Source organism: Nonomuraea sp. PA05, from assembly GCF_008086045.1.
GTDB classification, from domain to species: domain Bacteria; phylum Actinomycetota; class Actinomycetes; order Streptosporangiales; family Streptosporangiaceae; genus Nonomuraea; species Nonomuraea monospora.
This window is the reverse complement of sequence record NZ_VSEY01000037.1, coordinates 95,565-118,158: the sequence shown is the minus strand read 5'-3', so window position 1 is coordinate 118,158 and position 22,594 is coordinate 95,565. Positions and strand designations below refer to the sequence as shown.

Below are 22,594 nucleotides of genomic sequence, written 5' to 3'. Positions count from 1 at the left end.
GATAGGTAGTACGAGGCGGGATGTTCGACTTCTTACAGATCGCATTGAGCTTTCCGACTGTCATTTTCACTTTCCTGCTCGTGGTGGTCGCCGGGTATTGGCTGACCGTCATCACCGGCCTGTTCGAGGCCGATGACGACGCCACGTGGCTGGGTTTCGGGGGAGTCCCAGCGGGGGTCACACTGTCGCTGCTCATCGCGCTGGCCTGGCTGCTCTGCCTCATCGGCAGCGTACTGGCGCCGGCCGGCGCGCTCATCGCCGTGCCCATCGTCGCGGTGGCCCTGGCCTGGCTGGCCGTGCGCGGCCTGCTGAGGCCGCTACGCAGGCTGTTCCCCGAGGGGGACACGCGCTCGCGCGGCGATTTCGTCGGCCAGATGTGCGTGATCCGCACCGGCACGGCCACTCCGGACTTCGGCCAGGCCGAGGTCACCGCCGCCGACGGCTCGTCCGCGGTCGTGCAGGTCCGCACGACCGGCCAGGACCGCCTGGTCCGCGGCGACGACGCACTCATCTTCGAATACGACAAAGACGGCGAATTCTTCTGGGTCATGCCGTACGAAAGCGAGCACTGATGGACGTCATCTCCACCGGATTCGGCATTTTCCTGGCCGTCGTCCTGGTCATCGTGATCGGCCTTCTCTTCGTCATCGGCCGCCTTTTCCGCAAGGTCGAGCAGGGTAAGGCGCTGATCGTTTCGAAGGTCAACAAGGTCGACGTGACGTTCACCGGCGCCGTGGTGCTGCCGGTGGTCCACAAGGCCGAGATCATGGACATCTCGGTCAAGACCATCGAGATCGAGCGGACCGGCCGCGAAGGGCTCATCTGCCGGGACAACATCAGGGCCGACATCAAGATCACGTTTTTCGTCCGCGTGAACAAGACCGCCGAGGACGTCATCAAGGTCGCCCAGGCCATCGGCACCGCCCGCGCCAGCGACGAGACCACGTTGCAGGAGCTGTTCAACGCGAAGTTCTCCGAGGCGCTCAAGACCGCGGGCAAGCACCTCGACTTCGTCGACCTCTACACCAAGCGCGACGAGTTCCGTGACGAGATCGTCCGGCTGATCGGCACCGACCTCAACGGCTACAGCCTGGAGGACGCCGCCATCGACTACCTGGAGCAGACCGCGCTGGCCCAGCTCGACAAGAGCAACATCCTCGACGCGCAGGGCATCCGCAAGATCACCGAGCTGACGGCCATCGAGCACGTGCGCACGAACGAGTTCCAGCGCAACGAGGAGAAGGAGATCACCCGGCAGAACGTGGACGCCCGCGAGGCCATCCTGGAGCTGGAGCGCCGCCAGGCCGACGCCGAGCTGAAGCAGCGCCGCGAGATCGAGACCGTCAAGGCGCGCGAGGAGGCCGAGATCGCCCGCGTGCAGGCCGAGGAGCGGCTGCGCGCCCAGGCCGCGCACATGAAGACCGACGAGCAGCTCGGCATCCAGAACGAGAACAGGGCCCGCGAGATCGCCGTCGCCGAGAAGAACCGCGAGCGCGTGATCGCCATCGAGAGCGAGCGCATCGAGAAGGACAGGATGCTGGAGGTCATCGCCCGCGAGCGGGAGACCGAGCTGTCGCGCATCGCCAAGAACAAGGAGGTCGAGACCGAGAAGCGGTCGATCGCCGAGGTGATCCGCGAGCGCATCGCGGTCGACAAGACCGTGGCCGAGCAGGAGGAGTCGATCAAGCGGCTGCGCGTGGTCGAGGAGGCCGAGCGCACCCGCCAGCAGGTGATCATCGCCGCCGAGGCCGAGGCCCAGGAGAACCTGGTCAAGGACATCAAGGCCGCCGAGGCCGCGGAGGCCGCCTCCAAGTTCAAGGCGCGCGAGGAGCTGGTGCTCGCCGAGGCGCGCCAGCAGGCCGCCGAGCTGGAGGCCAGGGCCAAGATGCGGCTGGCCGAAGGCGTCCAGGCCGAGTCCGCCGCCTCCGGGCTGGCGCAGGTGCAGGTCAAGGAGCGCGACGCCGAGGCCATCGAGAAGGTGGGCCGCGCCGAGGCGCTGGTGCTGAAGGAGAGGCTGGCCGCCGAGGCCGACGGGGCCAGGGCGATGGCGCTGGTCGAGGGCGACCGGCTCAAGGCGCAGGCCGAGGGCGAGCAGGCGATGGCGCTGGCCGGCGCCGCCGCCGTCGGCGAGAAGCTCAAGGCCGAGGCCGAGGGCCTGACCCAGAAGGCCGCCGCGATGGCCGCGCTGGACGAGGCCAGCAGGGCGCACGAGGAGTACCGCCTGCGCCTGGAGGCCGACAAGGAGGTCAGGCTCAAGCACATCGACGTCACCCGCCAGGTCGCCGAGTCGCAGGCCAGCGTGCTGGCGGCCGGGCTGGCCAAGGCCAACATCGACATCGTCGGCGGCGACACCATGTTCTTCGACAAGGTGGTCGGCTCGATCACCGCGGGCAAGGTGGTGGACGGCTTCGTCGACCACTCGCGGGTCGCCGGGGCGATCGTGTCGCCGTACGTGAACGGCTCCGCCAGCCTGGCCGCGGACCTCGCGAGCGTGGTCGGCGGCGTGAGCACCGAGGACCTGAAGAACCTGACCGTGTCCGCCCTGCTCATGCGGCTCATCCAGGACGGCGGCCCGCAGACCACGGCCCTCGGCGAGCTGCTGGAGACGGCCCGCAGGCTCGGCGTGGCCGACTCGCCGGTGGCGGCCCTGGCCGGCGCCAGGTGAGCACGCTCGAAGCGGGTCTGGAGGCGGGCCTTGAAGCCGGGACGTACGAGGTCCTGCGCAACCGCCTCCAGGCCCAGGCCAAGGCCCTGGCGGCGGCGGCCGGCACGCTCAACGACGAACGGCTGAAGGTCTTCGGCGGGGCGGAGCTGCGCCTGCTGGGCAGCGAGCGGATCAGGACCGAGAACAACTGCGTCCCCAGGGACATCGTCTCCCTGGGCGGCGTGATGCTCTTCGGCTACAACGTCTTCATCGGCCTCAAACCGGAGACGACGGTGGCCGACGTGTTCGCGGTGCACCGCTTCTCCAGGGACGGCGACGCCTTCCGGTTCGACGCGGACAAGCTGGAGGCGCTGGACGACCCGGCGTTCAGGAAGGACTTCGCCGAGCTCTACCGGTACTACAAGGAGACCAGGCTCCACCAGCTCAGGCGGGTCGAGGGCAAGCTGCTGGCCGTGTTCCAGACGGGGCCCGCGGACACGCGGGTGCTGCGCTGGGCAGTCAGCAACGGCGGTGTCCCGAAATATCAGGACAACCGGGGGGAGCGGGACCACACGTTCCCCCCGTCCCACGACTTCGAGTGGACCCCCACCACCCGCGACGACCACGTGCTCGGCCGCCACCCGCACATCTCCATCGGCGGCGAGGTGTTCGTCGAGACCGTCGGCGGCGACCTCACCATCAAGATCGAGGACAACACGGAGAGCGGCGCCGGCATCTACGCCGAGCCGGTCGCCGAGCCGCTGCAGAGCCTGGCGGACGCCGACGTCGAGTACGCCCGCGTGGGGCCGCTGATCCTCATGCGGATCCGGCCGTACAAGGAGAGCGACCGGCGCCACCTGGTCTTCAACACCCGCACCAAGGCCGTCGTCCGGCTCGACGGCATCGGGCAGGCCTGCCAGCGGCTGCCCGAGGACCAGGGGCTGATCTTCCCCGGCGGCTACTACCTGGCCACGGGCGTCAGCAAGACATTCGACACGGACGTGACCGACCTGGAGTTCGAGCGGGTCGTCCGCTCCCCCAACGGCGAGGACGTCCTGTACGTCTTCCACGCCAGGGGCGACGGGCGGTCGCTGCTGCTGCCGTACAACGTGATCAGGAAGGAGGTGGCCAACCCCATCGTCTGCCACGGGTACTCGCTGTTCGACGACGGCACGATGGTGGTCTTCCGCGCCACCTCCGACGAGCCGACCCGGGTGCACCCGATGCAGGTGTGGCAGACGCCGTACGTGTCGGACACCTACGCCGCCGCCCAGCCCACCGGCACAGGACCGCTGGAGCGCATCGGCAACGCCGAGCTGGTCAGGGGCATCTCCGACTGCCTGTCCGTGGCGCGCATGGTCGAGGAGATGGCGCCGTCGGCCGGCACGTTCGAGGGGCTGATCGCCGCCTGCACGCGGGCGTTCGACTCCTACCACTGGCTCGGCGAGCACGGCCTGCGCGAGCCGCTCACCGACGTGCGCGCCACCGCCGAGCAGGTGCTCGACGAGTACGAGAACGTCGAGCAGCTCACCCGGCAGGCCGAGCGGACCCTCGCCACGGCCACCGAGGAGACCACCGAGCTCGTCCGCCATTCCAGGGCCGAGACCCCGGCCACCGCGGACGCCTGGGTCACGCTGCTGGCCACGCTCCGCCGCGCCCAGGGTCATCTGGTGACGCTGCGCGAGGTCCGCTACCTCGACCTGTCCGCCCTGTCCGCGCTGTCGGACTCCGTGGCGGACGAGCTGGGCTCGGCGGGCAGGCGAGCCGTGACCTTCCTGTCGGGCGAGGACGCGTTCACCGCCTACCACGCGGCCGTCGAGGCGCTGGCCGCCGACGCCGCCGCGATCGGCACCGTGGCCGAGGCCGCGCCCGTCGCCGACCGGCTGGCCGAGCAGGCCGAAGGGCTGGAGGTGGTCACGGAGGTCGTCGGCTCCCTGGACATCGCCGACGCCACCGTCCGCACCTCGATCCTGGGCCGCATCGCCGAGGTGCTCGGCGGCGTGAACCGGGCCAGAGCCGTCCTCGACGGGCGGCGGCGCGAGCTGCTCGGCTCGGAGGGGCGGGCCGCGTTCGCCGCCGAGTTCGCGCTGTTCGGGCAGGCCGTCACGGGCGCGCTGGCCATGGCCGACACGCCGCAGAAGTGCGACGAGCAGCTCGGACGGCTGATGCTGCAGGTGGAGAACCTGGAGTCGCGCTTCGGCGAGTTCGACGACTTCGCCGCGCAGCTCGCCGCCAAGCGGGACGACGTCTATGAGGCGTTCTCCGCCCGCAAGCAGACCCAGCTCGACGACCTCGCCCGCCGCGCCGACCGTCTCTTCTCCTCCGCCGAGCGCATCCTCGGCAGCGTCACCAGGCGGCTCGGCACCTTGTCCTCGCTGGACGAGGTCAACACCTACTTCGCGACCGACCCCATGGTGGCCAAGGTCCGCTCGGCCGCGGCCGGCCTGCGGGAGCTGGGCGACGCCGTACGGGCCGAGGAGCTCGACGGGCGGATCAAGTCGGCACAGCAGGAGGCGGGGCGGGCACTGCGGGACCGGCTCGACCTCTTCTCGGACGGCGGCGAGACCCTGCGGCTGGGCCACCACCGCTTCGCCGTCAACACGCAGCCGATCGACCTGACACTGGTCCCGCACGACGGTGCGATGCACTTCGCCATCACCGGCACCGACTACCGGGCGCCCGTGCCCGGCTCCTTCGGCGACACCCGGCCCTTCTGGGACCAGACGCTGGTCTCCGAGACCCCGGACGTCTACCGGGGCGAGCACCTGGCCGCCTCCCTCCTCGACTCCGTCACGGCGGGGACGCCACTGGAGGAGCTGGTCCGGCGGGCCGCCGAGGAGCGCTACGACGAGGGCTACGAGCGCGGCGTCCACGACCACGACGCCACGCTCATCCTGGACACCCTGACCCGCCTGCGCGAGGGCGCCGGGCTGCTGCGCTACCCCGCCGCGACCAGGGCGGCGGCGCAGCTCTTCTGGGCGTTCGGGACGGACGAGGTTTCACGTAAAACATTGGCCGCCCGCGCCGCGTCCCTGGTCAGAGCCCGCACGGTCTTCGGCGTCACGCCCGCCCTGGGCTCACTCGCCGACGAGCTGGACCGATCGATCGCCGCGTTCCTGCCGGGCCTCGGCCTGCCCGAGGCGGCCCTCGCCGGCGAGTACCTCGTCGAGGAGCTGGGCGCCGCGCCCGCCGGCTTCGTCACCGCCAAGCCGGCCCTCGACCTGCTCGACGGGTTCCGCCACGCGCTCGGCCAGGTCAAGACCCGCGAGTTCGAGGAGGACCTCAAGGCCCTGCCCCTCACCGAGCGCGTCCAGCTCGCCCACGCCTGGCTCACCGCCTACCACCAGGGGCCCGAGGTGACGGAGGCGATCGCCGTCCAGCTCTGCGGCCACCTGCCCCGCTACGACTCCAGCGCCACCACCGCCGAGACCGTGGACGGCCTCCTCGGCGCGCACCCGCGCATCCAGGACCGCAAGCTGGAGATCCGCCTCGACGAGCTCCTGCCCAGAACCAGGCGCTTCGCCCGGGAACGGGTGCCCGCCTACCGCGCCTACCAGCGCCGCAGGAACGAGCTGGTCGAGGCCGAGCGCCGCCGGCTGCGCCTGGAGGAGTACAAGCCGAAGGTGATGAGCGCCTTCGTCCGCAACCGCCTGCTCGACGAGGTGTACCTGCCGCTGATCGGCGACAACCTGGCCAAGCAGCTCGGCGCGGCGGGCGCGGGCAAGCGCACCGACCAGATGGGCCTGCTCCTGCTGATCTCGCCGCCCGGCTACGGCAAGACCACGCTGATGGAGTACGTGGCCAGCCGCCTCGGCCTGGTGTTCGTCAAGGTCAACGGCCCGGCGCTGGGCCACGAGGTCACCTCGCTGGACCCTGCCGACGCGCCCGACGCGACGGCCAGGCAGGAGGTGGAGAAGATCTCGTTCGCGCTGGAGACGGGCAACAACACCCTGCTCTACCTGGACGACATCCAGCACACCTCGCCGGAGCTGCTGCAGAAGTTCATCTCGCTGTGCGACGCCCAGCGCCGCATCGAGGGCGTGTGGAACGGGCGCACCAGGACGTACGACCTGCGCGGCAAGCGCTTCGCCGTGTGCATGGCGGGCAACCCGTACACCGAGTCGGGCCGGCGCTTCCGCATCCCCGACATGCTGGCCAACCGCGCCGACGTGTGGAACCTGGGCGACGTGCTGTCGGGCAAGGAGGAGCTGTTCGCGCTCAGCTATGTGGACAACGCCCTCACCTCCAACCCCGTACTCGCGCCGCTGTCCGGCCGCGACCGCTCGGACGTCGAGCTGCTCGTCCGCCTCGCCAAGGGCGACCCGACCGTGCGGCCCGACCAGCTCGCGCACCCCTATACCAAGCCCGAGCTGGACCAGATGCTCAGCGTGCTGGCCAAGCTGGTGCGCGTGCAGGAGGTGGTGCTGGCCAACAACCAGGCCTACATCGCCTCCGCCGCCCAGTCGGACGCCGCCCGCACCGAGCCGCCGTACCGGCTCCAGGGCTCCTACCGCAACATGAACAAACTGGCCGAACGCATCGTGCCCGCCATGAACGACGACGAGCTGGAAGCGGTGATCGACGACCACTACCTCGGCGAGGCGCAGACCCTCACGGCCGACGCCGAGGCCAACCTGCTCAAGCTCGCCGAGCTGCGCGGCCGCCTGACCCCCGCCCAGGCGGAGCGGTGGGCGGCGGTCAAGGCGGCCTACCTCAAGGCCCGGGCCCTGGGCGGAGCCGAGGACGACCCGATGGTGCGGGCGGTGGGCGCGATCGGGCTGCTGGCGGACCGGGTGAGCGAGGTCGGCACCGCCATCAGGGAGTCGGACCGCTGAACCGGCCACCCGCCTACGGGCGACCCGCGCCGCCACGACGCAGGCCGCCCGCCCGCGCGGTCACACGGCCGTACCGGCACGTAGCTCCAGGTGGGAGCCGGTGAAGGAGGCGCGCATGCGGCGGTCGTGCGTCACGATCACCAGCGCGCCCCGGTACGTGGCCAGCGCCTCCTCCAACTGCTCGACGAGCTGCGGCGACAGGTGGTTCGTCGGCTCGTCGAGCAGCAACAGGTCCACGGGCTCACTGACCAGGCGGGCCAGCTCGACCCGGCGGCGCTGCCCGTACGACAGCTCCCCCAGCCGCAACCGCAGCTCCGAGGGCCGGAACAGCCCCAGAGCCAGCAGCGCGTCCGCATGCTCCTCCAGCGAACCGGCCCGGCCCGTGGCGTAGGCCCCCAGCACGGTGCGCTCCGGCGGCCCGGCCTGCTCGTCCTGCCTGAGGTGACCGACCCGGCCCGAGCGCCGTACGGTGCCCGCGTCCGGCTGAAGCTCTCCGGCCAGCACCCGCATGAGCGTGGTCTTACCCGCCCCGTTCGGACCGGTGACGAGCAGCCGCTCACCGCAGCGCAGGGTCAGCCCGTCCACCCGCAGCCGACCCGCCACCCGCACCCCGTCGAGCCCGGCCACCACACCGTCCGCCACCCGCACCCCGTCGAGCCCGGCCACCACATCGTCCACCACCCGATCAGCCGCGTGCTCCACCACACCGTCCACCACTCGATCAGCCGCGTGCTCCACCGCACCGCTCAGCGCGAGGCCCGCCGTGCGACTTGCGGCGTGATCCATCGTGCCGCTCATCACCTGGTCCGGCTCGAAGGTGGGCGTGAAGCGGAGCGGGTCAGGCGGCCGGGAGGCCGGGTTGTCGGTGAGCCATCGCATGCGCTGCTGCGACTGCCGCACCCGCCCCGCCGCCCCGTGCGTGCGCGACCGGGCGCGCCAGGCCCCGGTGCCCATGCCCGCCTTGTCCATCTTGCGCGGGATGGCCGCCATCCGCCCGGCGTTGGCGGCGACCAGCCCCGAGTGCCGGGCCAGCTCCTGCTTCCACTCCTCGTACGCCCGCAGCCGCGCCGCCCGCTCGGCGGCCTTGGCCACGAGGTACCCGGAGTACCCGTCCCCGTAGCGGCGCACCCGCCCTTCCTCGACCTCCAGAACGGTGGACGTCACCTGCTCCAGGAACACCCGGTCGTGCGTGATCGCCACCACGGTGCCCCGGTGGGCGCGCAGCCGCTGTTCGAGCCAGGCCACGGCCCGGTCGTCCAGGTCGTTCGTCGGCTCGTCGAGCAGCAGCAGCTCGGGGTCGGCGGCGAGCGTGGCGGCCAGGGCGAGGCGGGATCGTTCGCCGCCGGAGAGCGTGCCGACCGGGCGCGCCCGGTCGAGCCCTGGCAGCCCGAGCCCGTGCAGCGCGGCGTCCACCCGCACGTCGGCCTGGTACCCGCCGCGCGCCTCGAACTCCGCCACCAGCCGGTCATACGCCTCCGCCGACCCGGCCCCACCGCCCTCGGCATGCCCGGCATCACCTTCGGCATGCCCGGCATCACCTTCGGCATGCCCGGCATCACCCTCGGCATGCCCGGCATCACCCTCGGCATGCCCGGCGAGCGCGAGCTCGGCCACCCGTATCCGGGCCTCCAGCTCGCGCAACTCGGCCAGCGCCAGATCGATGACGTCCGCCACCGTGGCGTGCGGCGGCAGTTCCAGGGACTGCGGCAGGTACCCCACACCGCCGGGCGCGACGACGGTGATCTCGCCGTTGTCCGCCCGCTCGACCCCCGCCATGAGCCGGAGCAGCGTGGACTTGCCCGCCCCGTTGTCCCCGATCACGCCGACCCGCTCGCCGGGTCTGACGGTGAAGGACACGCGGTCCAGGACGACGCGGGTGTCGTAACGCTTGGTGATCTCGTTGAGTGCCAGTTGGGCAGCAGCAGTACGCATAAAGGGCCCACCCCCTCTTCTCGGCTCGGAAAACGACCGGTGTGAGGCGGCACAGGCGGAGCTAGCAGCTCAACGCGTGTGCGCCTCTGGCGCGAGAATCACAGGGAACCCATATGGCGGTAGAAGTTAGCCCCTAACCCCACTTCCTGTCCAGCCCTATTTCTCGGCGAGGGCCCGCGACACCGCTTCGGCGCTCGCGGGCACGAGCGGCAGCCGCACGTCGGGCGTGGGAATCAGGCCGCGCGCGTGCAGCACGCCCTTGAGCACCGTCGGGTTGGGCTCGGTGAACAGCGCCGCCGACAGCCGGGCCAGCCGATGCCCGAGCGCCCTGGCCCGTACGACGTCGCCCGCGTGCCAGGCGTCGGCCAGCTCCACGAACCCGGCGGTCTCCAGGTGCGCGGAGGCCAGGATGCCGCCCGCCGCCCCCAGCGCGAGCAGCGGCGAGACGAAGACGTCGTCGCCGCACAGCACCTCGAAGCCCTCGGGCGGATCGGCGAGCAGCTCGACCGCCTCCGCGTCGATGCCGCCGGCCGCGTACTTGGTGCCCGCGATCATCGGGTGCGCACCGAGCCGGCGCAGCGTGGCGGCACTGACGGCCTGCCCGGTCCGGTAGGGAATGTGGTAGATCACCAGCGGCACCGGCGTCTCCTCTGCCAGCGCCTCGAAGTGCGCGACGACCCCGCGCTCGCCCGGCCGCAGGAAGGACGGGATCGTCACCAGCGCGGCCCCCACCGCTGGCGGCAGCTCCCGCAGCGCCCGGGCGGTGGCGCGGGTGTCGGCGCCCGTCACCCCGACGGTCAGCAGCGCCTGCCGCTCGGCGCAGACCCGCGCGCACACCTCGATCACTCGCACCCGCTCCTCGGGGCCGAGCGCGGCCACCTCGCCGGTGGTGCCCAGCGCGACCAGGCCGGCGGCGCCCTCGTCGAGCACCTGCCTGGCGAGCTTCTCGATCGTGTCCACGGCCACCTCGCCCGACGCGTCGAACGGCGTGACCAGCGGTACGTGAATTCCTCTCAGCATGCTTCGAGCTTGACCGACCAGAACCCGTTAGCACCAGCGCCAATTTCTACGTTTGAGCTTAAGCTGAACTTATGCTCGACCCACGCAAGCTGCACCTCCTGCGCGAACTCGCCAGGCGCGGCACGATCGCGGCGGTCGCCGAGGCGGTCACGTTCACGCCGTCGGCCGTCTCCCAGCAGCTCAGCGCGCTGGAGCGGGAGGCGGGCGTGCCACTGCTCGAACGCACAGGCCGTACCGTGACGCTGACGCCCGCAGGCCACCTGCTCGTGGAGCACGCGCAGGCCGTCCTGGAGCAGCTCGAACGCGCCTCGGCCGCGCTCGCCGCCGCGCGGGGCGGCCCGTCGGGGCCGCTGCGGATCGGCGCGTTCCCCACGGCGGCCCGCGTGCTGCTGCCGCCCGCCCTCGCCGCCCTGACCGGCGCCCATCCAGGGCTGGAGCCGATGGTGGCCGAGATCGACCCGGCGGACGTCTCGGCGGCGCTGCGGGCCGGGGACCTGGACGTGGCGCTGGTGCACGAGTACGACTTCGTCCCACCCGTCACCGACGCGTCGATCGAGACGGAGGCGCTGTTCAGCGAGCCGATGTACCTCACGGACCGGCCCTCGATCGCGGCCGCCATAGCCGACGCGTGGATCACCAACAAGCCCGGCACGCTCTGCCACACGATGGCGATCAGGGCGTGCCAGGCGGCCGGGTTCGAGCCGGTCGTACGGCACCACATCGACGACTTCGACACCGTGCTCGCCTTCGCCGCCGCCGGTCACGGCGTCGCACTCGTCCCGCACCTGGCGGCGGCCGGCTCGGCGCACGGGGTGCGGCTCACCCGCCTGCCGCTGAGCCGCCGCACGCTGGCCGCCTTCAGGAAGGGGAACGGCGCTCACCCGGCGATCGTCGCCGCCGTGACGGCCTTCCGCGCCGCCGTCACCCACCTCCCCCTCTGATCAGCCCGCCTTTCACCCACCCCAGCTCTCACCCAGCCCGCCTCTGATCAGCCCCCCCTGATCAGCCCCCGCACCAGCACCTCGAAGCTCGCCGCCAACCGCTCATGCCCTCCCGCACGGAGCTGGCCCGCGATCGGCTCCATGTGCAGGGTGCCGAGCAACATGTGCGCGATCTCCTCGGCGTCCACATCAGGCCGCCCCTCGGCGATCAGCCCGGACACGTGCCGATGCCAGAACGTGTAGATCGGATGACTCTCCCTGGGCTGCTCTGCGGCGCCCTTCCTGGTCGCCATGGCGTGCTCGTGCGCCGCCATCAGGTTCCCGTTCCGCGCCCCCAGCTCGGCCACGCACGCGAGGAACGCGACCAGCCGCTCCTCCGGCTCCGCGCCGGGCCCGAGCGGCGGCGGCCCGTCGGTGACCGCCTGCTCCAGCTCGCGGGCCCGCTCGGACATGAGCTCCACCATGAGCCCCGCCCGGCTGCCGAACCGGTGGAAGACCGTCCCCTTGCCCACGCCGGCGGCCGCCGCGACCCGCTCGACGGAGACCTGCTCGGGCGGGTGGCGCCGCAGCAGATCCTCGGCCGCCCGCAGGATGGCCTGCCTGTTACGGGCGGCGTCGGCCCGCTCTCGACGTTCCATCCGGCAATTCTTTCCCATGGACAAGTTGACCACTGGTCCATATATTAACTGGACCACCGGTCAACCTATTGAAGGAGCCATCATGCGTGCCATAGTTCTGAACAGCACAGGCGAGCCGGACGAGCTGCGGCTCACCGACCTGCCACGCCCCCGCCCCGAAGCGGGTCAGCTCCTCCTGCGCGCCCAGGCCATCGGCGTCAGCTACGCCGAGACCCAGATCCGCGCGGGCACGCTCCCGTTCCCGCTGCCCCTGCCCGCCGTGATCGGCGCGGAGGTGGCGGGCGAGGTCGTCGAGGTCGGAGAGGGCGTGGACGAGACGCTGATCGGCGGCACGATGGTGGGCGTGACCGGCGGGCTCGGCGCCTACGCCGAGTACGTGGCGCTCCCGGCCGCCATGGCCTTCCCGGTGCCGGACGGCCTTGCCCCCGAGCACGCCCTGGCCGGAGCCGCCCCCGGCGCGCTGGCGCTCGCCCTGCTGCAGAAGGCGGCCCTGAACGGAGCGGAGACCGTCCTGGTGGAGGCGGGCACCAGCTCGGTCGGCAGCTACCTGGTCCGGCACGCCAAGGAGTTCGGCGCCGGCCACGTGATCGCCACGGCCGGATCGGCGGCCAAGCGCGAGCGGGCCGCCGCCCTCGGCGCCGACACCGTGCTCGACCACGGCACTCCCGGCTGGCCCGACGCGCTGCCTGACGTGGACGTGGTCTTCGAGTCCATCGGCGGCGCGCCGGCCGGGCAGGTGCTCGGCCACCTCACCCCCGGCACCGGCCGCATGCTCTACTACGGCCTGCTCAGCGGCGAGCCCGCCGCCGTCACCGCCGCCGACCTGATGACGCGCGGCGTGACGGTGACCGCGTGCAGCGGGCCCGCCTGGGCCGGGCAGGTGTTCGGCACCCACTACCCGCAGATGCTGGCCAGGCTGGCGGAGGGGCGCAGCGAGGCCTACCTCGGGCGCACGCTCCCGCTGGACCGGGCCGCCGACGCCCACCGCCTCCTGGAGAGCCGCGAACTCACAGGCCGCGTCCTCCTGACGCCCTGACGAGCCGCATCACAGCCAAAGCCCGCGCCCCGCCTGAGACGGCCCGCGCCCAGGCTAGCGGGCCGCGTCGCCCTCCCGGTCTTGTGGCAGGACGGCGTCCAGCACGGCCTGCGAGCTGCCGAGCCCACCGTCGTACTCCCCCGCCGTCACCGCCACCACCAGCCCCTCATCGGGCACCACGACGAGCCGCTGCCCCCCGTTCCCGATCCCCTCGGCCCGCCCGCCCCCGCTGACGTACCACTGGTACCCGTACCGGCCGCCGCCATCGAGCAGAACCCTGGGCCGCAACATCTCCTCGATCCAAGCACCCGGCACGATGCCCCGGCCGCCGTCCAGCACGAGCTGCCCGACGGCGGCCAGGTCCACCGGCCGCAGCCGCAGCCCGGACGCGGCCCTGGTCACCCCGTCGTCGCCCGTCGACCATTCGTGGGCGGTGACGCCCAACGGCTCGAAGAGCCGGGCCGCCGCGTACTCGGCGAGCGGCCGCCCCGCTCCCCGGGTGATGATCTCGCCGATCAGGGCCGTGGCGCCGCCGCAGTAGTGCCACCGCTTGCCCGCCTCCTCCACGACGGGCCGCTCCAGCACGTACCGGTGCCGGTCGGGGGCGAGCTCCATCGCGATCTCACTGTTGGCCGGGTCGGTGTAGGGCAGTTGCTCGTCCCACTCGATGCCGAGGGTCATGGTGAGGGCGTGCTCGACGGTGAGGTGGTCGCGCCCCGCGATGCCGTACTCGGGGAACTGGCGCACCAGCGACTCCCCCGGCTCCGGCACCAGCCCCTCGGCCAGCGCGATCCCGTACACGAGGCCCACCACGCTCTTCGACACGGACCTGAGGTCGTGCAGGGTGTCCCGGTCGAACGTCACGTGCCCGAGCGGCACGTTCAGCGCGTGGTCCTCGCCCGCGCCGTACCGTTCGAGCACGACCTGCCCGCCGCGCAGCACGACGAGCCCGTGCAGGTGCGGCGCCTCACCCCTGTCCAGGACCGCGTCGACCCGCTCCGCCATTCCCACGATGTACCTCCTCTTCCTGATGACGTCTCAAGGGATAGGCCCTCACACGGTGTCAGGGGCAAGTCCACCATAAAGTAAGAAGGAATCTGAGTAAGATTATGTCTTACTCAGACTCGTGCTGACTTTGTGAGGGATCAGATGCCCGCGTTCTCCGGAAGAGCACGTGATCTGCGGCTGCTGGACGCCCAGCTCGAATCGGTGCTGCAGCACAAGCTGGCGACCAGGGGCCGAGCATTGATCATGACCGGCCGGCGCCGGGTAGGGAAGTCCCGCCTGGTCCAGGAGTTCTGCGACCGCTCAGAACATCCTTATGTCGTATTCCAGGCATCCCGCGGCCGTGCCCCCGCTGCGGAGCGCCGGGATTTCGTCCATGCCGTCGCCTGCGCCGCTCTTCCCCATGCCGAGTTGGTCCGCGGCACCCATCCCCAGGATTGGAACGAGGCATTGAGAGCCCTCGCCACGGCCGCAGGCGACAGGCCGTGCATCGTGGTGCTGGACGAGGTGCCCTGGCTGGTAGAGCAGGATCGCGAGTTCGAGGGCAGCCTCCAGACCGTCTGGGACCGGTTCCTGTCGGACAAGCCGATCCTCTTGATCCTGGTGGGCAGCGACCTGACGATGATGGAGGCGCTGCAGGAGTACGGCAGGCCCTTCTTCGGACGGGCCGCCCGCATGACGATCAGACCGCTGCACCTGGCGGACGTGGCCGAGATGACGCGACTCCCGGCCGAGGAGGCGATCGACGCGCTGCTCATCACCGGCGGCTTCCCGGAGATCGTCCGTTCCTGGGAGCCAGGGCTGTCACGCGAGGAGTTCCTCAGCGAAAGTCTGGACTCACCGCTGTCGCCCCTCCTCGCCGCCGGCGAACTCACGCTGCTCGGTGAGTTCCCCGCCGGAGGCCACGCCAGGACGGTGCTGGAGGCCATCGGCACAGGAGAGCGCACCTTCGCCAACATCGCCGCCCGGACGGGAGGCGACGCTCCGCTCCCATCCGGGACGCTCGCCCCGATCCTCACGACCCTGACGGCGAAGCAGGTCATCACCGCCGACCTCCCGCTGTCCACGAAGCCGGACACCAAGAACAAGCGCTACCGCGTTGCCGACCCCTATCTGCGCTTCTGGCTGGCGTTCCTCCAGCGCGCGATCGCGGACAGCGAGCGTGGCCGCCCCGATCTAGCTCTACGGCGCATCGGGAAGTCCTGGACGGCTTGGCGTGGCCGTGCGGTCGAGCCCATCATCCGCCAGAGCCTGGCCCGTGCGCTGCCTGACGACACCTGGCCGGACACCGAAGAGATCGGTGGCTGGTGGAATCGCCGGAACAACCCGGAGATCGACCTGGTGGGTGCGGACAAGGGGCCGGTGGCTGGGCACGTCCACTTCGTGGGCTCGATCAAGTGGCTCGACAACCGCCCGTTCGATCGCCACGACTACGACCAACTCGTCCGCGACTCCGCCTTCGTCCCTGGCACCACCGCCGCCACGGCCAGAATCGCCGTGTCGAGAGCCGGCGTCGAGGCCGGTCTGCCGCTGAGCGGCCTGTGGCGCCCCGAGGACCTCATGGCCGCGTGGACGGGCTGACGCTCAACTCCTGCAGCGCCCGCCGCCAGGGGTCGTCGCCGGGGTCGAGCACGACGCGTACGCCGTCGGCCCGCAGGTCCTCGACGCTGCGCCGGTACGGCGTGCGGGCGGCCAGCGCGTCGTTGACGAACGGCAGCACGACCACGGGGATGCCCAGCCCGGGCGCCTCCGCCAGCACGCCGAGGGCGTAGGTGTCGGTGATGCCCTGGGCGAACTTGTTGATCGTGTTGAACGTGGCGGGCGCCACGATCATGGCGTCGGCCCTGGGCGGTTTCGGCTCGTGCGGCTTGCGGTAGCGGCTGCGCACCGGCCGTCCGGTCCGGCGTTCCAGCTCGGCCGCGTCGATGAAGTCCAGCGCGGAGGGGGTGGCCACGATCTGCACGATCCAGCCCGCGTCCTGGGCCAGGGTGACGAGCCTGCCGACCTCTCCGGCCGTTTCGGCGGCGCTGACGACGACGTAGAGGACCTTGCCGGATGATTCGGTCACGCGATGCCCTCCTCAGGGTAATTCACTCACGTCAAGGATTCCCCCCCACCGAATCCTTCGCGGCGGCTGACGCCTCTCATAGGTGTCGAAAATAGGCAGACCGGGAGGTTGTCGTGTCAGTTCCCATCATCGTCGCCGCCGTCGCCGTCGCGGCCGTGCTCGTCTGCACGTGCGTCGTGGTGCTGCGCAGGAAGGGTCGCTCGCGTGGCTGAGGACGTGGGAGGGGCCGTGCGGGTGAGTGAGAACGTGGGGAGGGCCGTTCGCGTGGCTGAGAGTGGTGGGTGGCCGGGCGAGCGGCTGATCGCCGGGGCGCAACGTGGTGACGTCGAGTCGATCTCCGCGCTGGTGTCCGGCTCGCATCCGCACGTACGGCGCTTCGCCCGTACGTTGTGCGCCTCCCCGGAGGACGCGGAGGACGCCGCCCAGGAGGCGCTCATCATCCTGTACCGGAAGATCGGCACGCTGCGCGCCACCGGCGCGCTGGCGTCGTGGATGTTCCGCATCGTGCGCAACGAGTGCCTGCGCCGCGCCCGTCTGGCACTGCGACAGCCGCAGCCGGCCGCTGAGACGCGGACGTCGCCGGCCGGTGAGGCGCGGGTGTCGGCCGAGGGGGCGCGGGCGGTGTCGGCCGAGGAGGAGGTCATCCGGCGACTGGAGGCCGACAGGGTGGCGGCGGCCGTCGCCGCGCTCCCCGCCGACCAGCGCAACGTCCTGATCATGCGGGACATCCAGGGGTTGAGCGGCCGGACGACGGCCGGGCTGCTGGGGTTGAGCGTCCCGGCGATGAAGTCGCGGCTGCATCGCGCCCGCGCGGCGGTGCAGCGTTCGCTGGAGAGCGCCGCCTGGGGAGGTGATGGCGATGACTGACGACCGGAGCTTCGCGAGCGCGTCGCTGCCCCGGCACCTGCTGCGGGGCGCGGCGGGGTTCGGCGCGCTGGTCGGCTCGGTGGCGCTGATCCCGGTGTTCGGCCTGGTCAGCCTGGTGCTCGCGCCGCTCGGTCTGCTCGCGCTGCGCGGCTGCCCGGCGTGCTGGATGATCGGCCTGGCGCAGACGATCTCGCTGGGCCGGTTGCGGCGGCGGTGCGTGGACGGCCGCTGCGAGCTGACCCGGGAAACGGTCAGAACGGAGCGTCCGCTTACCTGACTTCGATCAGTCGAGATTTGTTGGAACAATTGGTAGGAATCTCGGCCCCATTCCCGAAAAATGCGCTCATACTGGAGTTACAGCAACCAGGAGCGCGCTCATGCTCATGCGGAAGATCCCCCATCGCATGGTCCAGGAGGACGACCTGACGCCGAGTCAGTTCCTCCAGCTCGCCGCGGTGGACTTCAACGGCGTCTACGCGGTCCACCTCGCCGCCAAGGAGGAGCGGCTGAAGATGACCAGGCTCTCGCTGAGCCTGCTGTCGGGGCCGTTCTTCGCCGCCATCGCGCTGGCCAGCGCCAAGGTGGTCGATCCGCAGAGCCTGACGAACTGGCAGAGCGTGCCCTGGTACCTGTTCGCCCTGGTCATCGTGTTCGGCGTGCTGAGCGTGCTGCCGTTCCTGCGCCTCATCGAGGCCGTGAACGCGCACGCCCGCACGGCCCGCGCGATCAACAACTTCCGGCTGCTGTACTCCACGAAGCTCAGGCCAGGCCTGGACTGGAGCCCCAACCTGCCGGTCGACCCCCGTTTTCCCGAGACCTACGCGCCACTCGCCTGGCCGGGCATCAACGTCATGGTGCTGGCCACGGTGAACTCGACGTACCTGACCGTCGGCGTGACCGGCCTCAGCGGGCAGGAGCCCAACCTGCTCCTGCTCATGATCGGCATCCTGCTGGTCGCGCTGATCCACTACGCCGTCTACTACATCCGCTGCAACGTCACCAGGCGGCGGCGGCTTCCTCGCGACCCGTACCAGATTCCGAATATGGAGGGATAAATGCCCGGCCCAGCACTTTGGGCGTCATGTGGGGAGGCGTGGATCAGGTTGATGCGCCATGTCTGGTCGGCGGGGACACTCGCCGACGACGATCGAGGCCCCGTCATCGAGGCACCGTCCGTGCTGTTCGAGATCGCGAGGGTCAGCGGGGACGATCCGATCATCGCGCGGTACGGCGACGCGGACCGGCTCGCGCTCTACCGCAGGAAGTTCAGCGAGCAGACGGTGGTGCCGCCGTTCAAGTACAGCTACGCGGCGCGGATCGGCGGTCAGCTCGGCTGGGCTGCCGACCTGCTGCGGGTCAAGCCGTACAGCAAGAGCGCGTGGATCTCGCTGACCGCGCCGGGCGAGGCGTACGACGCGGTGCCGTGCCTGATCGGGCTGGCGTTCCGGATCAGGGAGGACGCGCTGCTGATGACCGCGACCTTCCGCTCCCAGAACGCCTACACCAGCTACCTCAACTACCTGCCGCTCGCCGACGTGCACGCGGCGATGGCCGCGAAGCTGGAGGTGGGGCGGGGGCCGATGCGGGTGTTCGTGGACGTCCCGCACCTGTACCTGTCCGACAGCCCCCGGGTGTTCCCCGTCATGTGGCGGCCCCTGTCATGACGATGCTGTCATGACGAGGCTGTCATGACGGGCCGCTCGCGGTGGAGAGCGGCGCGGCGATGGCCTCCAGCCCCTTGCGTTCCGCCTTGACCCCGAGGAACACCTCGACCAGCCCGGCGGCGATCATGATGATCGCGCCGACGCAGAACGCGAGCGCCGTGTCCCCCGGCACCCCGCTCTCCACCAGCGAGGAGAACACCAGCGGCCCCGCGATGCCGCCGGCCGCCGTGCCGACCGCGAAGAAGAACGCGATGGCCATCGCCCTGGTCTCCATCGGGAAGATCTCGCTGACGGTGAGATAGGCAGAGCTGGCCCCCGCCGAGGCCACGAACAACACCACCGACCAGCACGCCGTCAGCGTGACCGCGTTGAGCATGCCTTCGTTGAACAGCCAGGCCGTGCCCAGCAGCAGCACCCCCGACCCGATGTAGGTGGAGGAGATCATCGGAACCCTGCCCACGGTGTCGAACAGCGGGCCGAGCAGCAGGGGGCCGAGGAAGTTGCCGATCGCGATGACCGCGAAGTAGTAGCCCGTATGCGTGTCGATCTTGAAGAAGGTCGACAGGATCTGCGCGTATCCGAAGGTGATCGCGTTGTAGAGGAACGCCTGCCCGATGAACAGCGAGAGTCCCAGCACCGTGCGCTTGGGATAGAGCGCCACCATCGTGTGCGCGATCCGGACGAACCCGATCGACTTGCGCTGGTGAATGGTGATCGACTGCTCGGGCTCCGGCAGGTCGTCCCTGCCGATCTGGTGCTCGATGTCGTCCACGAGCTGTTCCGCCTCGCGGTCCCTGCCGTGGATGAACAGCCAGCGCGGGCTCTCCGGCACGTTCCGCCGTACCAGCAGGATGGCCAGCCCCAGCACCACGCCCAGCCCGAACGCGACCCGCCAGCCGATGTTGACCGGCAGGTCGTTCAGCAGCGGCACGGTCAGCAGCGCGCCGCCCGCCGCGCCGAGCCAGTAGCTGCCGTTGATGATGATGTCGATGCGTCCGCGGTGCCGGCTCGGGATCAGCTCGTCGATGGCGGAGTTGATCGCCGCGTACTCGCCGCCGATGCCGAACCCGGTCAAGAACCTGAACAGGAAGAACCACCACACGCTGAACGAGAACGCGGTCAGCAGCGTCGCCACCAGGTAGACGACCAGCGTGATGATGAACAGCTTCTTCCTGCCGAACCGGTCGGTCAGCCAGCCGAAGAACAGCGCCCCGATGCAGGCTCCGGCGACGTAGAGCGCCGCGGCCGTGCCCGCGACCTGCGTCTGTGTGATGTCCAGGCCGCTGCCCGGCTTGGCGAGCTGCGCGGAGAGGTTCCCGACGATGGTGACTTCGAGACCGTCGAGGATCCAGACGGTGCCGAGACCGATGACGATCATCCAGTGCCAGCGGGACCACGGCAGCCGGTCCAGCCGCGCGGGCACCTTGGTGGTGACGGTGCCGGTTTCCACGTCGCTCATAGACTCCTCCGGATACCCGGCGAGCGACCGGTAAACGCTTTCTACGCGGCAGGCTTCCTGGCCTCCAGGAAGCAGGTGCCGAACCACGGACCGCCGTACCAGAACCGCCAGCCCGCCTCCCGCCGCCGCACGTCCACCACGCCGAGCCCGCGCAGGGTCTCCTCGTAGTCGGCGGTGTGCCGGAAGTCGGCGATCAGCATCAGCCCTCCTGGCCGCAGCACCCGGTACGCCTCCCGCACGGCCTGCTCGCGCCCCTCGGCGGCCTGGATGTTGTGAACGGCCAGGCTCGACACCACCGCGTCGAAGGCGTCGTCCCCGAACGGCAGGTCCCGCATGTCGCCCGTGACCAGTTCCACCCGCTCCGCGACGCCTTCCGCCTCGGCGTTCGCCCGGGTGACCGCCTCGGCGTTGCCCGACTGGTCCTTGACCCGCCACAGGTCGACGCCGGTCGCCCGGCCCTTCTCCAGCCGTTCGGCGGCCAGCAGCAGCACCGCGCCTCTCCCGCAGCCGAGGTCGAGCAGCCGCTCGTCGCCGCGCAGCCGCTGGAGCTCCTCCGCCCAGACCGCGAACTTGCCGCGCCGCGTCGTGTACAGGTAACTCGCCGCGCTGGCCAGCGTGTAGAGCGCGCCGAACAGGAACGCGAGGCCGGCGGCGAAGATGTCCAGTGTGAACGAGGCCGCCGCCAGGCCCGCAAGCGCCATCGCGCCGAGCACCAGCCCGGTCAGCGCCCAGGGCGCGTCGAACCCGTAGCTACCGTGTCTCTTGCTCACATTCACGTTTGATCTCAATGTGGTCTTGACGGGCATTTGACCGAACCATTCCCTTACGCACCGCCTATCACGCACATCGCCTGACTAAGGTCACTTGGATGGGCACACAATGGGGGTTTGACCAGGGATGATGGGAGAAGATCGACGTTTCGGCCTGGGCGCGAGCATCGCACTCACGCTCGCCTCGACCTTGCTGTGGGGGGTCGCGCACCTGGCCGCCGAGCGCCGCAGGACCGGCCTCGCACTCATGGCCGTCTACGTCCTGATGCTGGCCGCCATACTGACCGTGTTCACCGCCTTCAGCACCAACCTCCTGTCGCTGGCCGTGCAACCCCGCTGGCTCATCTGGCTCACCGTCGCGCTGGTGGTGATCGCCCTCCTCTGGACGGGCGTGATCATCTGGTCGTTCCTCCTGGTACGGCCCGCCCGCTCCGACACCGTCGGCCGTTTCCTGACCACCACCCTGGCCATCGCGCTGTGCGCCCTCGTCCTGGCGCCCACCGCGTACGCCACGCGGCTGGCGTACCTGTCGCGCGACGTCGTCAACACCCTGTTCCTGCCCAGCAACAGCGCCACCCCGGTGATGGCCCAGGACCCGTGGAACGGCGCCGAGCGGGTCAACTTCCTGCTCCTCGGCGGCGACTCCGCGCCCAGCCGACCGGGCGTGCGCACCGACAGCATGACCGTGGCCAGCGTGGACACGGAGACGGGCGCCACCGTCCTGTTCGGCCTGCCGCGCAACCTCCAGCAGGTCCAGCTCCCGGACGGCCCGGCCAGGGACCGCTTCCCGTTCGGCTTCACAGGCAGCGGCCCCGACACCCCCGGCCTGCTCAACGAGGTCTTCCAGTACGCCGAGGACAACCCGGACATGGTGCCCGGCGCGGACAAGGGCCGGCGCGGCCCCGCCCTGCTCAAGCAGACCATCGCCGACATGCTCGGCATCCCCGTGGACTACTACGCCATGGTCGACATGAAGGGCTTCGCCGAGATCATCGACGCCATGGGCGGCGTGCAGGTCACCATCAAGGAGCCCATCGTGTACGGCCGCCGCCGCGAAGGCCTCCTCCCGGCGGGCACCCGCAAGCTGTCCGGCGAGGAAGCGCTCTGGTACGGCCGCTCACGCACCGACAGCGACGACTACGTCCGCATGGGGCGGCAGAAGTGCCTGCTCAACGCCGTGGCCAAGCAGGCCGACCCGATGACCGTGCTCAACAGCTTCGAGCGGCTGGCCGCCGCCACCAAGCGGGCCATCTCCACCGACCTGCCCCAGGACCTGCTGCCCGCCGTCGTGGACCTGTCGCAGAAGGTGAAGAACGCCAAGATCCGCAGCCTCAACTTCGTGCCGCCGCTGATCAGCACGGCCGACCCCGACTGGTACCTGATGCGCCGCAAGGTCGCCGACGCGCTGGAGGAGCACTCCTCCACCAAGACCGCCCCGGCCCACAGCCCCTCGGCCACCCCCGGCGCCGACTCCCCGGTGAACCTGGACGCCACCTGCGCCTGATCCACCCCCCGGCCGCACGCACACCCCCGACACTCAAGCCCTGCCCGCGCCCCGCGAACTGCGCCAGAGTCAACATCAAGACCACCGATGCGCCACCGCGCCTCCCCGCGCATCCACCCTCGGGCGCGTAAAGGCGCGAGGCGCACGCGTGGGCCCACGCGGAGGCGCACGCGGAGGCCCACGCGGAGGCCCACGCAAAGGCGCATGTCTT

General features: G+C 70.8%; 18 protein-coding genes. 11 read left to right on the top strand and 7 right to left on the bottom strand.

Translation table 11 applies throughout. The annotated features are described in order from the left end of the window. Positions 1-20 precede the first annotated feature (20 nt). From FXF51_RS44100 to FXF51_RS44090, 3 genes are read left to right on the top strand one after another with little or no spacing between them, the layout of a single operon-like run. Positions 21-572, top strand: coding sequence for an OB-fold-containig protein (locus FXF51_RS44100; RefSeq protein WP_148440751.1), 552 nt, complete (start codon positions 21-23; stop codon positions 570-572). Next, on the top strand, positions 572-2,665 hold the full coding sequence (locus FXF51_RS44095) for a flotillin family protein (RefSeq protein WP_148440750.1): 2,094 nt from the start codon (positions 572-574) through the stop codon (positions 2,663-2,665). The genes FXF51_RS44100 and FXF51_RS44095 overlap by 1 nt, the downstream gene beginning before the upstream one ends. Beyond that, positions 2,662-7,479 (top strand): DNA repair ATPase, encoded by a 4,818-nt coding sequence (locus tag FXF51_RS44090; protein WP_148440749.1) that lies wholly within the window; start codon positions 2,662-2,664, stop codon positions 7,477-7,479. Before FXF51_RS44095 ends, FXF51_RS44090 begins: the two co-directional genes overlap by 4 nt. A 60-nt stretch (positions 7,480-7,539) precedes the next feature. Here the strand turns inward: FXF51_RS44090 and FXF51_RS44085 are convergent, their stop codons facing one another. Beyond that, a complete protein-coding gene (locus FXF51_RS44085; RefSeq protein WP_148440748.1) occupies positions 7,540-9,411 on the bottom strand; it encodes an ABC-F family ATP-binding cassette domain-containing protein in 1,872 nt (623 codons plus the stop codon). Between the two features lie 156 nt (positions 9,412-9,567). Beyond that, entirely contained in the window at positions 9,568-10,431 is an 864-nt protein-coding gene (locus tag FXF51_RS44080; RefSeq protein ID WP_148440747.1) for a dihydrodipicolinate synthase family protein, read from the bottom strand. 71 nt (positions 10,432-10,502) lie between these two features. Between FXF51_RS44080 and FXF51_RS44075 the strand changes: the two genes are divergently transcribed. After that, entirely contained in the window at positions 10,503-11,372 is an 870-nt protein-coding gene (locus FXF51_RS44075) for a LysR family transcriptional regulator (RefSeq protein WP_148440746.1), read from the top strand. A 47-nt stretch (positions 11,373-11,419) separates the two neighbouring features. Here the strand turns inward: FXF51_RS44075 and FXF51_RS44070 are convergent, their stop codons facing one another. Beyond that, positions 11,420-12,010 carry a TetR/AcrR family transcriptional regulator gene (locus FXF51_RS44070; protein WP_187414910.1) on the bottom strand — a complete coding sequence of 197 codons (591 nt, stop codon included), beginning with the start codon at positions 12,008-12,010 and terminating at the stop codon, positions 11,420-11,422. Between the two features lie 82 nt (positions 12,011-12,092). Here FXF51_RS44070 and FXF51_RS44065 point away from each other — a divergent pair, with 82 nt between their 5' ends. After that, positions 12,093-13,046 (top strand): zinc-binding alcohol dehydrogenase family protein, encoded by a 954-nt coding sequence (locus FXF51_RS44065; RefSeq protein ID WP_148440744.1) that lies wholly within the window; start codon positions 12,093-12,095, stop codon positions 13,044-13,046. Between the two features lie 54 nt (positions 13,047-13,100). On the opposite strand, the gene FXF51_RS44060 is transcribed toward FXF51_RS44065, so the two are convergent. Continuing rightward, positions 13,101-14,051, bottom strand: coding sequence for a serine hydrolase domain-containing protein (locus FXF51_RS44060; protein WP_262380240.1), 951 nt, complete (start codon positions 14,049-14,051; stop codon positions 13,101-13,103). 144 nt (positions 14,052-14,195) lie between these two features. Here FXF51_RS44060 and FXF51_RS44055 point away from each other — a divergent pair, with 144 nt between their 5' ends. Beyond that, the gene (locus FXF51_RS44055; protein ID WP_148440790.1) at positions 14,196-15,632 is read left to right on the top strand and encodes an ATP-binding protein; all 1,437 of its coding nucleotides are present in this window, start codon (positions 14,196-14,198) and stop codon (positions 15,630-15,632) included. Here FXF51_RS44055 and FXF51_RS44050 read toward each other — a convergent pair. Further along, the gene (locus FXF51_RS44050) at positions 15,610-16,119 is read right to left on the bottom strand and encodes a flavoprotein (protein ID WP_148440742.1); all 510 of its coding nucleotides are present in this window, start codon (positions 16,117-16,119) and stop codon (positions 15,610-15,612) included. The two genes, FXF51_RS44055 and FXF51_RS44050, sit on opposite strands and share 23 nt — an antisense overlap. Positions 16,120-16,383: 264 nt before the next feature. On the opposite strand from FXF51_RS44050, the gene FXF51_RS44045 reads away from it, so the two are divergent. The 4 genes from FXF51_RS44045 (at position 16,384) to FXF51_RS44030 (ending at position 18,650) form a co-directional block, all read left to right on the top strand. Beyond that, positions 16,384-16,986 carry an RNA polymerase sigma factor gene (locus FXF51_RS44045; protein WP_148440741.1) on the top strand — a complete coding sequence of 201 codons (603 nt, stop codon included), beginning with the start codon at positions 16,384-16,386 and terminating at the stop codon, positions 16,984-16,986. Further along, on the top strand, positions 16,979-17,263 hold the full coding sequence (locus tag FXF51_RS44040; RefSeq protein WP_148440740.1) for a hypothetical protein: 285 nt from the start codon (positions 16,979-16,981) through the stop codon (positions 17,261-17,263). Before FXF51_RS44045 ends, FXF51_RS44040 begins: the two co-directional genes overlap by 8 nt. Positions 17,264-17,363: 100 nt before the next feature. Continuing rightward, the gene (locus FXF51_RS44035) at positions 17,364-18,041 is read left to right on the top strand and encodes a hypothetical protein (RefSeq protein WP_148440739.1); all 678 of its coding nucleotides are present in this window, start codon (positions 17,364-17,366) and stop codon (positions 18,039-18,041) included. 51 nt (positions 18,042-18,092) lie between these two features. After that, a complete protein-coding gene (locus tag FXF51_RS44030; RefSeq protein ID WP_148440738.1) occupies positions 18,093-18,650 on the top strand; it encodes a hypothetical protein in 558 nt (185 codons plus the stop codon). 22 nt (positions 18,651-18,672) lie between these two features. Here FXF51_RS44030 and FXF51_RS44025 read toward each other — a convergent pair whose 3' ends face one another. After that, on the bottom strand, positions 18,673-20,109 hold the full coding sequence (locus tag FXF51_RS44025; protein ID WP_148440737.1) for an MFS transporter: 1,437 nt from the start codon (positions 20,107-20,109) through the stop codon (positions 18,673-18,675). Between the two features lie 41 nt (positions 20,110-20,150). Continuing rightward, positions 20,151-20,879: a class I SAM-dependent methyltransferase gene (locus tag FXF51_RS44020; protein WP_148440736.1), complete on the bottom strand. Its 729-nt coding sequence runs from the start codon at positions 20,877-20,879 to the stop codon at positions 20,151-20,153. Between the two features lie 127 nt (positions 20,880-21,006). Here FXF51_RS44020 and FXF51_RS44015 point away from each other — a divergent pair, with 127 nt between their 5' ends. Next, entirely contained in the window at positions 21,007-22,383 is a 1,377-nt protein-coding gene (locus FXF51_RS44015) for an LCP family protein (RefSeq protein ID WP_262380235.1), read from the top strand. Positions 22,384-22,594: the final 211 nt, after the last annotated feature.